Source organism: Agrobacterium tumefaciens (assembly GCA_025560025.1).
Lineage (GTDB): Bacteria > Pseudomonadota > Alphaproteobacteria > Rhizobiales > Rhizobiaceae > Agrobacterium.
This window is the reverse complement of record CP048485.1, coordinates 1,430,235-1,444,820: the sequence shown is the minus strand read 5'-3', so window position 1 is coordinate 1,444,820 and position 14,586 is coordinate 1,430,235. Positions and strand designations below refer to the sequence as shown.

Here is a 14,586-nt window from a genome sequence, read left to right as displayed (position 1 = left end):
ACGGTAAATGACCGATATTCCAGTAAAAATTTCATTCGCAGCCCGGCTGCGCAATAGTTTCCTCACGGGCGTTCTGATCCTTGCGCCCGTCACCATCACCATGTGGCTGGTGTGGAGTTTCCTGCAATGGGCGGATAGCTGGGTGAAGCCCTATATTCCCGCCCGTTACGATCCCGAACAATATTTCGATGTGGCTATTCCCGGTTTCGGCCTGCTGATCGCCGTCGTCGGCATCACCCTCATCGGCTTTCTCGGTAATAACCTCATCGGCAAATGGATTTTCGGTGTCGGCGAATCCATCCTCAACCGCATGCCGCTGGTGCGGCCGATCTACAAGAGCATCAAGCAGCTGTTCGAATCCGTCCTGAAGGAGCATTCGAACTCATTCAAGAAGGTCGGCCTGATCGAGTTTCCGTCATCGGGCACCTGGGCGATGGTGTTCGTTGCCTCCGAGGCTAAAGGTGAGCTTGCCCATCGTTTCAATGAAATGGGCCAGCAGATGGTCGCCGTCTTCCTGCCGCCGACACCGGTGCCGACAGCCGGTTTTCTGCTGTTCGTGCCGAAAGACAAGATCGTGATGCTGGATATGACGCCGGAAGATGCGGCAAAGCTCTTGATATCCGGTGGTCTGGTGGCCCCGGATTTCACGCCCCCGAAGATGATTGCGCCGGTTTGACGGTTAGAGAACGCCGAGGATGTCCGTCTGCGAAAAGTCGTTGCCGACATAAAGCAAGGGGCACCCCTCGGTTTTCGCCAGCTCGTAGGCAAAACAGTCGCCGAAATTCAGTCCGGCAGGATGAATGCCCTTGCCCCAGATGCGGTAAGCTTCGGAAACGCCATGTGCCGATTTGGGGGTAACAGGTCTGATTTCGACGCTCAGACCTTCGATCAGCATCTCCAGTTCCTGGCTGCGGTCGCGCCGCTGCGCCACGATCATGGCTTCCGCAAGCGTACCGGCGGAAATGAGCAGAGGCTCATCCGTTTCGAGCGCTGCGGCGCAGGCATCCGCTTTGGGTTCATCGAGCAGGATCGCCATCAGAGCTGACGTATCGATAACGATCATTTCGGAAGGCCATGCTCGTCATAGAGAAAATCCTGACTATGCGCGGCATCCGGACCATCATTGGCTTTGTTGGCGACAGTCGCGCGCACTTTTGCGAGCGCGGCCTTGCGGGAGGTTTTATCCGCCACGGCAGTGACCGGAACCAGCCGCACGGCGGCGTGGCCATGACGGGTGAGAATGACCTCATCACCGGCTTCGGCGCGGCGCACCAGTTCGGTAAGCTGACTTTTTGCATCCGTCACGGATATCTGCACGGCTAACCTCGGGCGTTAAAGTTAGCATTATATTAGTCCATTCAATGGACCATATCAATCCTCGTCATCCAGATCATCCACTTCCGTGCCGGTGCTCGTGGCGTGGAATACGGGAACGAAAAGCCGCATATAGACCAGCCTCACGCTCCAGCCTTCTTCCAGCGCCTCGCTCCACGCCTTCTTGCGGCCGGGCTTCTTGAAGGCCTTGCCGATTGCCTTTTTCGCGCTCTTCGCAAATGTCTCGGGTTGCAGGATATTCTGCGGCGAGCACAGTGCATAACCTTTGCGGAAGGCGGGTGGCGGGCGGCGCGGGTCGATCATGTTCATGGGCGTTCACTTTCAGCCGGCGTGCAGGAAGCGGATCGCTTCGTCGCGGCGGTGCAGATAGAGCAGGGTGCGCAGCGCATTGCCGCGCGGGCCTGTCAATTCGGGGTCGCGTTCGATGACGTAAGCCGCGTCTTTGCGGGCGATTTCCAGAAGATCGGCATGGGCTTCGAGGCTGGCGATGCGGAAGCCCGGCGTGCCGGACTGGCGGGTGCCGAGCAGTTCACCCTCGCCGCGCAGCTTCAAATCCTCCTCGGCAATCAGGAAGCCATCCTCACTGTCGCGCAGGATGGAGAGCCGGGCACGACCGTTTTCGCTGAGCGGGCCTTTATAGAGCAGGATGCAGGTGGAGGCCTCGTCGCCGCGGCCCACACGGCCGCGCAACTGGTGAAGCTGGGCAAGGCCGAAACGTTCGGCGTGTTCAATGACCATGATCGTCGCATCCGGCACGTCGACGCCCACTTCCACCACGGTCGTCGCCACCAGCAGCCGGGTTTCACCGTTCTTGAAGGCCAGCATGGCGGCGTCCTTCTCCGGGCCGCTCATGCGTCCGTGGATAAGGCCGATATTGGCGCCGAGCATCTGCGAGAGAACCGCGTGGCGCTCCTCCGCCGACATCAGGTCGGATTCTTCAGTTTCCTCCACCAGCGGGCAAATCCAGTAGGCCTTCTTGCCTTCCTTCAGTGCCGCGCGCAGTCGCTCGACAATGTCGCCGATCCGTTCGGTAGGGATCGTCACGGTCTGGATGGGTTTGCGGCCGGCGGGCTTTTCGGTGAGCTTGGAAACATCCATGTCGCCGAAGGCGGCCAGAACCAGTGTGCGCGGAATGGGTGTGGCGGTCATGACCAGCATATGCGGCGTGATGCCCTTGGCGGTGAGGCGCAGGCGCTGGTGCACACCGAAGCGATGCTGCTCGTCGACCACGGCCAGCACGAGGTTCCTGTAACTCACGCTGTCCTGAAACAGCGCATGGGTGCCGATGACGATCTGCGCTTCGCCGGAAGCGACGCGCTCCTCGATCTCGCGGCGCTCCTTGCCCTTGGTGCGGCCGGTCAGCACTTCGACGGTGATGCCCGCTGCATTGGCGAGCTTCGAGATGGTGGCGTAGTGCTGGCGGGCGAGGATTTCGGTCGGGGCCATCAGCACCGCCTGTCCGCCGGCCTCCACCGCCGTTGCCATGGCCATCAGCGCCACCAGCGTCTTGCCCGCACCGACATCGCCCTGCAGCAGCCGCAACATGCGGTCTTCGCCGGCCATATCGGTGAGGATATCTTTCACGGCGGCGCTCTGGCTTGCCGTCAGCGAGAAGGGCAGTTGCGACAGGATTTTTGCGGCGACATCACCCTTGGCGCGGATCGGCTGGCCCGCTACCTTGCGCAGCCGCTGGCGCACCAGCGCCAGTGACAGCTGCCCGGCAAGGAATTCGTCATAGGCAAGCCGCCTGCGCGACGGGGCCTGCGGTTCGATATCGGCGCTGTCGCGCGGGTCGTGCAATTCGCGGAAGCTCGAGGCAACATCGCCGAAACCCTGCCGGGTCTTGAGCGTCTCGTCGATCCATTCCGGAAAGACCGGCAGTTTCGACAGCCCGCCTTCGATTGCCTTGCGTAGCACCTTGGCAGACAGCCCGGCGGTCATGGGATAAACGGCTTCCACCAAAGGCAGGTTTTCCGCCTCTGATAGCTTCACCATGAAATCCGGATGCACCATGGAAGCGCGGCCGTTGAACCAGTCCACCTTGCCGCTGACGAGAACCTCTTCATCAACGGGCAGGGCCTTGGACAGCCAGTCGCCCTTGGCGCGGAAGAAGGTCAGCGCCAGTTCGCCGGTCTCGTCATGCAGGAAGACGCGATAGGGCGCGTTGCGGTTTCCCGGCGGCGGCGGCTGGTGGCGGTCGACACGTCCCTGAATGGTGACAATGGCGCCGGGGCTGGCCAGCGCAATGCCGGGGCGGTTGCGGCGGTCTATGACGTTGGATGGCGCGTGGAACAGAAGATCGATCACGCGCGTGTCGTCGGCGCTTTCCCGGCTCAAAAGCTTGGCCAGAAGATCGGCAAGCTTCGGCCCCACACCGGCAAGGGTGGAGACGGAGGCAAACAGCGGATCGAGAATGGCCGGGCGCATGGGTCAGCAAAATCGGGGAAGGGGACGGCTTATGCAAGACTTCGCTGGCCACAAAGGCGGGTTATCACCGGCAGATTTTCACTGCTGCGGCATTATTTCGATAAAAACCGGTTCCCAAGCGTTCGCCTCCTGTTCTATAGGAGGTCGCAGTCAACATCCTGTTGAATAGCCAACCGAAAGGTGAATGCGATGACTGGACTGGTGCGCACGAGTGCCGACCTCGATCCGAGACGCCGGCGGATTCTTTACCGCTGCTGGCACCGGGGCATTCGCGAGATGGATCTGGTGCTCGGGCAATTCGCGGAAGACAATATTGCCGGGCTTTCCGATGACGAGCTCGACGAGCTTGAGATCATCATGGCGGAAGAGGATAACGACCTCGTCAAGATGGTGACGGGCGCCCTTGCCATACCGGAAAAATTCCAGACCCCGCTGTTCGAGAAGATCGCCTCCTACCGCCCCGATTTCGATCTCGTCACCACTGACACCCTGAAAGCCTGAGAATATGATAGCCGGATTCGATGCAAAGCTGGTGTCGTCGGCCGATACGCCGCTGACCATCGGAAACGTGCCTTCCGGCATGGAAGCCCTTTTGCTTGCCGATATGGCGCGGGCCGGCACGTCGGTCGCCTATGTGATGTCGGATGGCCAGCGGGTCGCCGATCTCGAACAGATCCTCGGTTTCGTCGCACCTGACATTCCGGTGATGACGCTGCCGGCCTGGGACTGCCTGCCCTATGACCGCGTGTCACCGAGCGCCGACGCTTCGGCGCGCCGGCTGGCGGCGCTCTCCGGTCTCATCGCCCATGCGAAGAAACCGCATCCGGCCATCGTGCTGGTCACCGTCAACGCCATGCTGCAGAAGATGGCGCCGCGCGACATTATCGAAAGCCTCGGCTTTTCGGCCAGGCCCGGCAACCAGATCCGCATGGAGGAGATTGCCGCGCGGCTGGAACGCAACGGTTTCGACCGGGTGGCGACGGTGCGCGAAGTGGGTGAATTCGCCGTGCGCGGCGGTATTCTCGATGTCTTCGTGCCGGGCACGGAAGAGCCGGTGCGGCTCGATTTCTTCGGCGATACGCTGGAGAGCATCCGCACCTTCGATCCGGCCAGCCAGCGCACCATCGGTCAGGCGCGCTCGCTCGATCTGAACCCGATGAGCGAAGTGACGCTGACGCCGGATACGATCAGCCGTTTCCGCAAGAATTACCTGTCTCTATTCGGCGCGGCGACCCGCGACGACGCGCTTTATCAGGCCGTCTCCGAAGGTCGCCGTTATTCCGGCATGGAGCATTGGCTGCCACTGTTTTACGAGCAGCTGGAGACCGCCTTCGATTATCTGAAGGATTTCCGCATCGTTACCGACCATACGGCGCGGGAGGCGGCGAAAGAGCGCTCCAAGCTGGTGCTCGATTATTACGATGCGCGCCGCAGTTCCGGCGAAACCAAGGGCTCGACGCAGGGTGCGCCCTACAAGCCGGTTTCGCCCGGCCAGCTTTATCTCGACGGCAAGAGTTTTGATGCCGCGCTCGCCGCCGTTAACGCGGTTCGGCTGACACCTTTCAACGAGCAGGACAGCGAAGGCCGCCCGGTCGCGACGCTGGACGCCCATGTCGGGCCGCGCTGGGCGCGTCCGCCAACCGAGGGCGAGAGCGAAGAACGGGTCAACGTCTTCGATCTGGCGGTGAAGCACATTGCCGAGCGCCGCGCCAAGGGCTGGAAGGTGCTGATAACCGGCTGGTCGGAAGGTTCGCTCGACCGATTGTTGCAGGTGCTGAACGAGCACGGGCTTGAGAAGATCAAGCCGGTTACCTCGCTGAAAGAGGTGGAAAAGCTCGGTAAGGGTGAGGCGGCCGCAACGGTTCTGAGCCTCGAAGCCGGTTTCGAAACCGGACTGCTGGCCGTTATCGGCGAGCAGGATATTCTCGGCGACCGCATGGTGCGCCGCTCCAAGCGCCGCAAGCGCGGCGCGGATTTCATCTCGGAAGTGGCGGGGCTCGATGAGGGCTCGCTGGTCGTCCATGCCGAACACGGCATCGGCCGCTTCGTTGGCCTGCGGACCATCGAGGCGGCGGGCGCGCCGCGCGCCTGCCTGGAACTGCACTATGCCGATGACGCCAAGCTGTTCCTGCCGGTTGAAAACATCGATCTTCTGTCCCGTTACGGCTCCGATGCGGCGGAAGCGCAGCTGGACAAGCTGGGCGGCGGCGCATGGCAGATGCGCAAGGCCAAGCTCAAGAAGCGCCTGCTCGACATGGCCGATGAGCTCATCCGCATCGCGGCCGCGCGTCTGGTGCGCCATGCGCCGGCCTTGGTTGCGCCGGATGGGCTTTACGACGAATTTGCCGCCCGTTTCCCCTATGACGAGACCGAGGACCAGCTGAACGCCATCGAGGCGGTGCGCGAGGATCTCGGTGCCGGACGACCGATGGATCGGCTCATCTGCGGCGATGTCGGTTTCGGCAAGACCGAAGTGGCGCTGCGCGCCGCGTTCCTTGCCGCCATGAACGGCGTGCAGGTGGCTGTGGTGGTGCCGACCACGCTGCTTTCCCGCCAGCATTTCCGCACCTTCTCGGAACGTTTCCGGGGCCTGCCTATCCGGGTGCAGCAGGCTTCGCGGCTGGTCGGTTCCAAGGAGCTGACGCTGACGAAAAAGGAAGTGGCTGATGGCAAGACGGATATCGTCGTCGGTACCCATGCGCTGCTCGGCGCGGGCATCAGCTTCGCCAATCTTGGCCTGCTGATCATCGATGAAGAGCAGCATTTCGGGGTGAAGCACAAGGAGCGCCTGAAGGAGCTGAAGAGCGACGTGCATGTGCTGACGCTCTCCGCGACGCCTATTCCGCGCACCTTGCAGCTTGCCATGACGGGCGTGCGGGAACTGTCGCTCATCACCACGCCGCCGGTGGACCGCATGGCGGTGCGCACCTTCATCTCGCCCTTCGATCCGCTCGTCATCCGCGAGACTCTGATGCGCGAGCATTATCGCGGCGGCCAGAGTTTTTACGTCTGCCCCCGTCTTGCCGATCTTGCCGACATTCACGCGTTCCTGCAATCGGATGTGCCGGAACTGAAGGTGGCGGTGGCGCATGGGCAGATGCCGGCCGGCGAACTGGAAGACATCATGAACGCCTTTTATGACGGCAAATATGATGTGTTGTTGTCGACCACCATCGTTGAATCCGGCCTCGATGTGCCGACCGCCAATACGCTGATCGTGCATCGGGCCGACATGTTCGGCCTTGCCCAGCTTTACCAGCTGCGCGGCCGTGTCGGCCGTTCCAAGGTGCGCGCCTTCGCGCTCTTCACCCTGCCGGTCAACAAGGTGTTGACGACGATGGCGGAACGGCGGCTAAAGGTGCTGCAATCGCTCGATACGCTGGGCGCCGGTTTCCAGCTGGCGAGCCACGATCTCGATATTCGCGGCGCGGGCAATCTGCTTGGCGAGGAACAGTCCGGCCATATCAAGGAAGTCGGCTTCGAGCTTTACCAGCAGATGCTGGAAGAGGCGGTTGCCGAGGTGAAGGGCGACGAAGAGGTACGCGACAGCGGCTGGTCGCCGCAGATATCGGTCGGCACCTCCGTGATGATCCCGGAAGATTACGTTCCCGACCTGCATCTGCGCATGGGCCTTTACCGCCGTCTCGGCGAGCTTGCCGATATCGGCGAGATCGATGGTTTCGGCGCGGAAATGATCGACCGTTTCGGCCCGCTGCCGAAAGAGGTGCAACATCTCCTCAAGATCGTCTACATCAAGTCGCTTTGCCGCACCGCCAATGTCGAGAAGGTGGATGCCGGGCCGAAGGGCGTGGTCGTGCAGTTCCGTAACAAGGAATTCCCCAACCCCGCAGCGCTTGTCGCCTATATCGGCAAGCAGGGCACGATGGCGAAGATCCGCCCCGATCACAGCCTGTTCCTGACCCGCGACCTGCCGACGCCGGAGAAGCGGCTGGCGGGGGCGGCGATGATCATGACACAGCTGGCGGAGCTGGCGCGGTCCTAAAACTTCGGGAGGTTGCCGATCCATAGCGGACCGATGAGCGTGGGGCTTACCCCCCTCTGCCCTGCCGGGCATCTCCCCCTCAAGGGGGGAGATCGATCTGCGGCTAGGTCTCGCTCATCTCGAAGCTTGCGCGTGGAGCGATGGTAGCACCTCTTGCCGATCTCCCCCCTTGAGGGGGAGATGCCCGGCAGGGCAGAGGGGGGTAAGCCCCACGCGCGTCGGTCCGCTGTCAATGGACACTTCCCAAAGCCGACACCCCAAGGCTCTGCAAACATTACCGGTATGTAATGAAACGGACATGCGCCGGTAGCTTCGGCGGGCGTAGTCTTGTTCCCATCTCCTGCACTGCGCCCAATATGATGCGCGAGCGGGAAGACGAAGGAGCAAGACAATGTGGACCAGGATGAACAGGTTCGCCTCCGCAGGTCTGGTTGCTTTGACAATTGCGGGCACCACAATTGCCACCACCAACCAGGCGGAAGCACGCAACCACTTTGGACATGGGCATGGCGGCGGCGGCATTGCCGCAGGTATCGCCGGAGCGATTATCGGCGGCGCTATCATCGCCGGGGCGCGGCATTCCTATGGCGGCCCCTATTATGCCGAGCCTTTTTACGGCCCGCCCGTTTATGGCCCTCCGGTGATCTATCAGCCGGCCTATCCGCGCTGCCACGTCGTCTGGCGGGAGAACAGCTGGGGCGATATGTACCGCGCGCGCGTGTGCTACTGACCCTTCGCTGAAAACCGAAAATAAAAGACGAAAGAATGCGCCCCGATTCTAAATGCTTCGCGGCGCAACTTCCGGTGTGATCCCGACGGCGACATTCTGGTCCGTCGCGGCGATCGAGGCCGGCATCGGCACTTTTCTCTGCTTCTCGCGAATGAGGGTCAGCAGTCCGGAGCCGACAATGAGGGCGATGCCGACCAGCATCCAGCTGTCGATATGGTCGCCGAAGATCAGGTAACCGAAGAAGATGGCCCAGAGCATCTGGCTATATTGCGTCGGGCCGATCATGGCGGCGGGCGCATAACGGGCGGCATACATGACCAGCACGTTGCCGACGGCAGCAAAAAGGCCATAACCCGCCAGAAGCAGCCATTGCTCGCCGTTTGGCGGCACGAAGGTGGGGATCATGGCGAGGCCGCTGATCGCCAGACAGCCCAGCACGCCCGCGCCATAGAGTGACAGATTCTTTTCGGATGGCCCCATGGCGCGGAAGATCACGATGGACAACGCCCCGCTCAAACCACCGAGGATCGCGCCGAGATGGCCGATGCCCAGCTCGCGGAAACCCGGCCGCAGAATGATGAGAACGCCGACAAAGCCGATGATGACCGCAGACCAGCGCTTGATACCCACCTGTTCCTTCAGGAACACCACCGACATGATGGTGACGAAGGAAGGGAGCAGGAAGATCAGCGCAAAGGCTTCCGCCATGGAAAGATGGGTAAAGGCGGTAACACTGCCGACCGCGCCGATGCCGGAGGCGAAAAAGCGGATGAGCCAGAGCGGGCGGTTCGTCGTCTTGACGATATCCATCCAGCGATCGTTGCGCTTGCGGATGAAGGGCAGGGCGGCAAAGCCGAAAAGGGCGCCGAAGAAGGCCGATTCGATCGGCGAAATCTGGCCTTCTATGAGTTTAACGCTTGCATCGCTCCATGCGTAGGCAGCGAAGGCGGCAAAGGCAAGCAGAATGCCTTTCAGGGTCTGGTCGGACACGGGAAAACACCGGCGGAGAATCGAGTTGCTGAAAAACCGAAGGTGTTTGACCGTCAGTTCATCGACTTATGCTCGTCCGCTTTGATTTTTGCAATATCCCGCAGTGCAGCAATCAAGACGTCAGGCGTTTGTGCGCCGCTGATGGCGTATTTCTGGTCCAGAATGAAGAAAGGCACGCCGGCGACGCCCATTTGCTGCGCCGCATCAATTTCGGCAACGACCGTATCCTTGTCCGCCTCCGAGGCGAGAAGCCGTGCCACTACCTTCGCATCCATGCCAGCCTTTTCGGCTATATCGGTCAGCACGGCGTGATCGCCGATATTGCGGCCTTCCTCGAAATTCGCCTTGAACAGAGCGGTAACGACTTTCTCCTGAACGTCGCGGCCTTCGGAATGGGCCCACAACGACAGGCGGTGCGCATCGAGTGTGTTCGGCCCGATCTTGATCGCATCGAAATCATAGTGGATGCCGACTTCCTTGCCGAGTTGCACTAGCGTGATATGCGCCTGCTCCAGACGCTCCTTGCCGAGCTTTTCCTCAAGCGCGGCCTTCTGGTCGACGCCCTCAGGCGGATAATCCGGATTGAGGCGGTAGGGACGCCAGTTCACGTCGACGCTGATTTCGTCCTGCACCTCGGCAATGGCAAGATCGAGCCTTGCCTTGCCAAGATAACACCAGGGGCAGACCATATCCGATACGACGTCGATAACGATGCGTTCCATGGTTTTATCTTCCGTTGCTTGGACCGGTCGGGGGGCGGCTATTGCGCCCGCGCGTCCCACCAGGTCTGTTTCTGATTGCCTGATATCGGGGTCATATCCGGGCGGTCGATATATTTCCAGCGCGCGATCCATTGGGCGCCGATGTAATAGAGCGGAATGACGTAGTGGCCGGCGACCAGCAGACGGTCATAACCACGCACCGCCGCCTGGAAATTCTCCGTCGAACGGGCCTGCAGCAGGGCCTCGATCATCCGGTCTATATCGGGACTGGCGGCCCCCGCATAGTTGAAGCTGCCCTGCGCGTCGCGTGATAGCGAACTCCAGCGATTGAGCTGTTCCGCCCCCGGCGAGAGCGAGGAGGGCAGCGAGCGGATGATCATGTCATAATCGAAACTGTTCGAGCGAGCCTGGTATTGGCCGTCATCGACCGAACGAATGCCCATGGCGACGCCGATCAGATTGAGCGAGCGCTGATAGGCGAGCGCAATGCGCTCCTGCGCCGGGTTCTGCGTCATGATCTCGAAGGCGAGCTGGCGGCCATTGGCGTCGGACATTTTTCCGTTCTTGATGCTGTATCCGGCCTCTTTCAGCTTATCGACGGCCAGTTTCAGCACCTTGCGGTCCGCACCGGTGCCATCGGTGGTGGGCATGGCATAGGTTCCCGCCAAAAGCTCCGGCGGCATGGTTTTCGCCGCATCGCCCAGCAGCGCAAGCTCGCGTGCATCGGCGGCATTGCCATAGGCGCCGAGCGGGGAATTTTGCCAGTAGCTCTGCGTGCGCTTGAAGGCGCCGCCGAGGATATTTCGGTTCATCCACTCGAAATCGAGCGCGTAGGAAAGGCCTTCGCGCACCTTTTCATCGGCAAAGACGGCGCGGCGGGTGTTGAACACCAGGCCAAACATGCCTGATGGCAGGCGCGGCTGGAAAACATCCTTGACGATATCGCCGCGATGCACGGCCGGGAAATTGTAAGCCTGCCCCCAATGCGAAGTGTCGGAAGTGCCGTTGATGGCGTCGCCTTCGGGGTAAATGTCGATATCGCCCTTCTTGAAGGCCTCGAACATGGTGGTGACCTGAAGGAAATAGGTGACGCTGATCTCGTCGTAATTCTCGAAGCCGACCTTGCTCGGAATATCCTTGCCCCAATAGTCCGGGTTCCTCTCCCAGGTGATTCGTTCGCCCGGACGCAGCGTCTTGATTCGGTATGGACCCGAGCCCACGACCGGGCCGAGGCCCGCCTGCTCGAATTTTTCCGGATCGATCGCGTGTTTCGGCAAAATCGGGGTGGAGGAGGCGAGAATGAGCGGCGTTTCGCGGTTTGCCTTCTCATTGAAGGTGAAGCGGACGCCGTGGTCGCCGATCTTCTCCAGCTTTGCCACGCCGTCGAGACGGCTGTTGAAGGGTGGGCGGCCTTTTTCCTTCAGGAGATTGAAGGTGAAAATTACATCGTCAGGCGTTACCGGCTCGCCATCCGACCATTTCGCCTTCGGATTGATGTTGAACTGGATGAAGCTGCGCTCTTCGTCCCACTCCGCCGTTTCAGCCAGCAGGCCGTAAAGGCTGAAGGGTTCGTCGCTGGAGCGCTGCATCAGCGGTTCGTAAAGCAGGTTGCCGAATTCCGGGTCCCAGACGCCGCGCGCCGTGGTGCGCATTCCCTTGAGAACGAAGGGGTTGAGGCTATCGAAGGTGCCGACGACGCCATAGGAGATACGGCCGCCTTTCTTCACGTCCGGATTGACGTAGGGGAAGTTCCGGAAGTCTGCCGGCAGGGCAGGCGTACCGTGCATGGAAATGCCGTGAAGCGGCTGCGCCTGGGCGTTCCCGGCGGGAAGCAGGGATGAACCCAAAAGAAACAATGCGGGGATGAGGGCCGCAAGGTCGCGCATCTTATTATCCTGTCTCAACTGTCCGTCCGATTTGTCATGATGATCGGTTTATCGTCATGATTGGTTTTTTCGTTATGATTCTGGCAAATATGTAGCACAGGCCCATGGCCGGACCCATGCGCGGGCGGGAAATCTTGGCCCAGCTCAAGAAAAAGTTAAAGAAGTGCTGGATATCGCCGCGATCGGCATGTAACAGGGTGGCCGGAAGAGACGGGTCACGCATTTGCCTCATTTAAACGACAGTTGAACGGGCAGAAGGATACCGCCATCGGCGAGCAGGACCTTAGCGGTTCTGTTCTGGCAGACATTCAGGAGACGGAACTCTTATGATGCAAAAGGCAAACACATTCACCCGGACGGCTCTGTCCGCTCTGGTCCTCTCTCTCGGCGCAATGTCCGCTCCGGCCATCTCGCAGGCGCAGGATGCTGCTCCCGCCGCTCAGGGCGCAGGCGCTCCTCCGCTTGGCTGGTTCAAGACCTGCTCCAAGCAGGAAGACAACGATGTCTGCGTCGTGCAGAACGTGGTTCTTGCCCAGAACGGCCAGATGATCACCGCCGTCGGCCTCATCACCGTTGAAGGCAAGGTCAACCGCAAGCTGCTGCAGGTTTCCGTTCCGACCGCGCGTCTCATTCCTCCGGGCGTGATGATGCAGATCGACGGCGGCAAGGGCCAGAAGCTCGATTACGCCGTTTGCCTTCCCGACAAGTGCACGGCCGAAGTTCCGCTGACGGACGCCATGATCGCGTCGCTCAAGAAGGGTAGCGAGGTGGTCTTCACCTCCATCAACTTCCGCCGCGCGCCGAACCCCATCAAGATTGCACTTTCCGGCTTCACGGGCGCTTATGACGGCGCACCGATCAGCCAGTCGCAGCTTGCCGAAAGCCAGCGCAGCCTGCAGGAAGGCATGCAGAAGAAGGCTGAAGAAGCCCGCAAGAAGCTGGAAGCCGCACAGGACGCCGCCAAGGGCGCGCCGAAGCCCTGATTGCAGCGTAAGCTCCAAAAACAGGAAAACCGGTCTGGCGACAGACCGGTTTTTTTATGTCCGGGGATTGGGGAGGCTCGCTGTCCGAACTGCGTTTAATGCGCAGTCGACATTTTCGGGCGCCATTCGCCGTTCGGGGCCTTGTCGAAGATGCGGCCGATATTGGGATTTCTCAGCGGCGTCTCGTTTTCGTCGTGGACGAGGTTCTGTTCGGAAACATAGGCGACATATTCCGTCTCCTCGTTCTCGGCCAGAAGATGATAGAAGGGCTGGTCGCGATCCGGCCTGATTTCCGCGGGGATGGCGTTCCACCATTCCTCCGTATTGGCATATTCCGGATCCACGTCGATGACCACACCGCGGAACGGAAACACCTTGTGGCGGACGATCTCGCCAAGCGTGAATTTTGCGTCTCTTTGTTTCATGGCATGAACTTCCTTTCCCACTAATAGTTGGGGGCGGAATGCGAAATATCAAGGGTTAGGGGTTCTCCCGTCCCTATCCGCCACCTGGCGTTCAGGCCCTGCGGCCGATCGGTGCCGTGGCAATGACGACGCCGCCGGTGACCAGCACGATGCCGATGGCGTGATAGGTCTCGAAGGTCTCTCCAAGGAAAAGCGTGGCCATCAGGATCGAGACGGGCGGCATCATGTAGAGCGTGATGCCCGCCGTGGCGGGGCCGAAAACGCGCACCGTATGGGTAAAGCAATAAAAGGCGAGCAATGAGGCGAACAGGATGATGCCGCCGATCTTCGCCCAGGCCATTGGTGTGGCCGGCAACAATCCGCCCTGCGCCAGTTCCAGCGCGGCCGGCGGCAGAAGGACCAGCGCGCCGGAGAGCGCGATCAGGCCGAAGAGGCTGAAGGAGGCCATCTGCCGTGCCGCCGGGTCGCGCAGCAGCAGCGAATAGACCGCAAAGGCAATGGCCGCCGTCAATATGGCGAAATCGCCGATGTTGAAATTCAAGTGCCAGAGAGCCGACATGTCGCCCTTGAGCACGATGGCTGCCACGCCCGCAAAGGCGATGATCATTCCCGCGACTTCGAGCTTTCTGATGGGGCGGCCCTGGAAGACGCGCTGGAACAGGATAATGAAAAGCGACGACGTCGTATAGATCAGGGTGCCGTTGGCGGCCGTCGTCATGGTGAGGCCCCAATAGACCACGCCGCCGCAGATGCCCATGCCGAGAATGCCGAGGACGAGCCAGAGCAGCGTTTTATGGCGCACAAAGGCGAGGCAGTTTCGCCAGTCGGCGATCATGAAGGGCGCGATGATAAGGGTTGATCCAATCCAGCGAATGAAGGCGGCGATGAAGGGCGAGACCTCACCGACGACGCCACGGCCGAAAATGACGTTGCTGGAGAAAAAGAACGGCACAGCCAGAAAGATGAGCCAGTCCGTAAGGCGGTTTTGCTGAGAGGCTGGCGTGTTCGACATTCTTCGCGATATGGCTGGGCTTCAAAAGAAAATGGCGGCCTCCTGGGAAGCCGCCGGAATGAAAGGGACGCTC

The 14,586-nt window shown here is 60.8% G+C and carries 14 protein-coding genes; 5 read left to right on the top strand and 9 right to left on the bottom strand.

Going from position 1 to position 14,586, the window contains the following annotated elements; genetic code table 11:
• Nucleotides 1-7: 7 nt before the first annotated feature.
• The gene (locus tag FY152_07090) at nt 8-676 is read left to right on the top strand and encodes a DUF502 domain-containing protein (GenBank protein UXS31863.1); all 669 of its coding nucleotides are present in this window, start codon (nt 8-10) and stop codon (nt 674-676) included.
• A 3-nt stretch (nt 677-679) separates the two neighbouring features.
• Here FY152_07090 and FY152_07085 read toward each other — a convergent pair whose 3' ends face one another.
• Genes FY152_07085 through recG form a run of 4 tightly spaced genes read right to left on the bottom strand, consistent with a single transcriptional unit; the run spans nt 680 to nt 3,762 of the window.
• Nucleotides 680-1,063, bottom strand: coding sequence for a type II toxin-antitoxin system VapC family toxin (locus FY152_07085; protein UXS31862.1), 384 nt, complete (start codon nt 1,061-1,063; stop codon nt 680-682).
• The gene (locus tag FY152_07080) at nt 1,060-1,317 is read right to left on the bottom strand and encodes a type II toxin-antitoxin system prevent-host-death family antitoxin (protein UXS31861.1); all 258 of its coding nucleotides are present in this window, start codon (nt 1,315-1,317) and stop codon (nt 1,060-1,062) included. The genes FY152_07085 and FY152_07080 overlap by 4 nt, the downstream gene beginning before the upstream one ends.
• A gap of 54 nt (nt 1,318-1,371) precedes the next feature.
• Nucleotides 1,372-1,644 carry a hypothetical protein gene (locus FY152_07075; GenBank protein UXS31860.1) on the bottom strand — a complete coding sequence of 91 codons (273 nt, stop codon included), beginning with the start codon at nt 1,642-1,644 and terminating at the stop codon, nt 1,372-1,374.
• A 12-nt stretch (nt 1,645-1,656) separates the two neighbouring features.
• The gene (recG, locus tag FY152_07070; GenBank protein ID UXS31859.1) at nt 1,657-3,762 is read right to left on the bottom strand and encodes an ATP-dependent DNA helicase RecG; all 2,106 of its coding nucleotides are present in this window, start codon (nt 3,760-3,762) and stop codon (nt 1,657-1,659) included.
• Nucleotides 3,763-3,951: 189 nt separating this feature from the next.
• Here recG and FY152_07065 point away from each other — a divergent pair, with 189 nt between their 5' ends.
• The 3 genes from FY152_07065 (at nt 3,952) to FY152_07055 (ending at nt 8,495) form a co-directional block, all read left to right on the top strand.
• On the top strand, nt 3,952-4,263 hold the full coding sequence (locus tag FY152_07065; GenBank protein ID UXS31858.1) for a succinate dehydrogenase assembly factor 2: 312 nt from the start codon (nt 3,952-3,954) through the stop codon (nt 4,261-4,263).
• Between the two features lie 4 nt (nt 4,264-4,267).
• The gene (gene mfd, locus FY152_07060) at nt 4,268-7,765 is read left to right on the top strand and encodes a transcription-repair coupling factor (GenBank protein UXS31857.1); all 3,498 of its coding nucleotides are present in this window, start codon (nt 4,268-4,270) and stop codon (nt 7,763-7,765) included.
• A gap of 391 nt (nt 7,766-8,156) precedes the next feature.
• The gene (locus FY152_07055; protein UXS31856.1) at nt 8,157-8,495 is read left to right on the top strand and encodes a hypothetical protein; all 339 of its coding nucleotides are present in this window, start codon (nt 8,157-8,159) and stop codon (nt 8,493-8,495) included.
• Nucleotides 8,496-8,543: 48 nt separating this feature from the next.
• Here FY152_07055 and FY152_07050 read toward each other — a convergent pair whose 3' ends face one another.
• From FY152_07050 to FY152_07040, 3 genes are read right to left on the bottom strand one after another with little or no spacing between them, the layout of a single operon-like run.
• Nucleotides 8,544-9,485, bottom strand: a complete 942-nt coding sequence (locus FY152_07050) for a DMT family transporter (protein ID UXS31855.1) — start codon at nt 9,483-9,485, stop codon at nt 8,544-8,546.
• Nucleotides 9,486-9,538: 53 nt separating this feature from the next.
• Nucleotides 9,539-10,207, bottom strand: a complete 669-nt coding sequence (locus tag FY152_07045; GenBank protein UXS31854.1) for a DsbA family protein — start codon at nt 10,205-10,207, stop codon at nt 9,539-9,541.
• Between the two features lie 38 nt (nt 10,208-10,245).
• The gene (locus FY152_07040; GenBank protein ID UXS31853.1) at nt 10,246-12,093 is read right to left on the bottom strand and encodes an ABC transporter substrate-binding protein; all 1,848 of its coding nucleotides are present in this window, start codon (nt 12,091-12,093) and stop codon (nt 10,246-10,248) included.
• Nucleotides 12,094-12,419: 326 nt separating this feature from the next.
• On the opposite strand from FY152_07040, the gene FY152_07035 reads away from it, so the two are divergent.
• On the top strand, nt 12,420-13,076 hold the full coding sequence (locus FY152_07035) for an invasion associated locus B family protein (GenBank protein UXS31852.1): 657 nt from the start codon (nt 12,420-12,422) through the stop codon (nt 13,074-13,076).
• Between the two features lie 95 nt (nt 13,077-13,171).
• Here the strand turns inward: FY152_07035 and hspQ are convergent, their stop codons facing one another.
• Both hspQ and FY152_07025 read right to left on the bottom strand, forming a co-directional pair.
• Nucleotides 13,172-13,501 (bottom strand): heat shock protein HspQ, encoded by a 330-nt coding sequence (hspQ, locus tag FY152_07030; GenBank protein UXS31851.1) that lies wholly within the window; start codon nt 13,499-13,501, stop codon nt 13,172-13,174.
• Between the two features lie 91 nt (nt 13,502-13,592).
• Nucleotides 13,593-14,513 (bottom strand): DMT family transporter, encoded by a 921-nt coding sequence (locus FY152_07025; GenBank protein UXS31850.1) that lies wholly within the window; start codon nt 14,511-14,513, stop codon nt 13,593-13,595.
• Between the last annotated feature and the right edge of the window lie 73 nt (nt 14,514-14,586).

Excerpts from the sequence above, each read along its gene's own strand:
- FY152_07090 (UXS31863.1), top strand. The coding sequence starts at position 8 with ATGACCGATATTCCAGTAAAAATTTCATTCGCAGCCCGGCTGCGCAAT.
- FY152_07085 (UXS31862.1), bottom strand. The coding sequence starts at position 1,063 with ATGATCGTTATCGATACGTCAGCTCTGATGGCGATCCTGCTCGATGAA.
- FY152_07075 (UXS31860.1), bottom strand. The coding sequence starts at position 1,644 with ATGAACATGATCGACCCGCGCCGCCCGCCACCCGCCTTCCGCAAAGGT.
- recG (UXS31859.1), bottom strand. The coding sequence starts at position 3,762 with ATGCGCCCGGCCATTCTCGATCCGCTGTTTGCCTCCGTCTCCACCCTT.
- FY152_07065 (UXS31858.1), top strand. The coding sequence starts at position 3,952 with ATGACTGGACTGGTGCGCACGAGTGCCGACCTCGATCCGAGACGCCGG.
- mfd (UXS31857.1), top strand. The coding sequence starts at position 4,268 with ATGATAGCCGGATTCGATGCAAAGCTGGTGTCGTCGGCCGATACGCCG.
- FY152_07055 (UXS31856.1), top strand. The coding sequence starts at position 8,157 with ATGTGGACCAGGATGAACAGGTTCGCCTCCGCAGGTCTGGTTGCTTTG.
- FY152_07045 (UXS31854.1), bottom strand. The coding sequence starts at position 10,207 with ATGGAACGCATCGTTATCGACGTCGTATCGGATATGGTCTGCCCCTGG.
- FY152_07040 (UXS31853.1), bottom strand. The coding sequence starts at position 12,093 with ATGCGCGACCTTGCGGCCCTCATCCCCGCATTGTTTCTTTTGGGTTCA.
- FY152_07035 (UXS31852.1), top strand. The coding sequence starts at position 12,420 with ATGATGCAAAAGGCAAACACATTCACCCGGACGGCTCTGTCCGCTCTG.
- hspQ (UXS31851.1), bottom strand. The coding sequence starts at position 13,501 with ATGAAACAAAGAGACGCAAAATTCACGCTTGGCGAGATCGTCCGCCAC.
- FY152_07025 (UXS31850.1), bottom strand. The coding sequence starts at position 14,513 with ATGTCGAACACGCCAGCCTCTCAGCAAAACCGCCTTACGGACTGGCTC.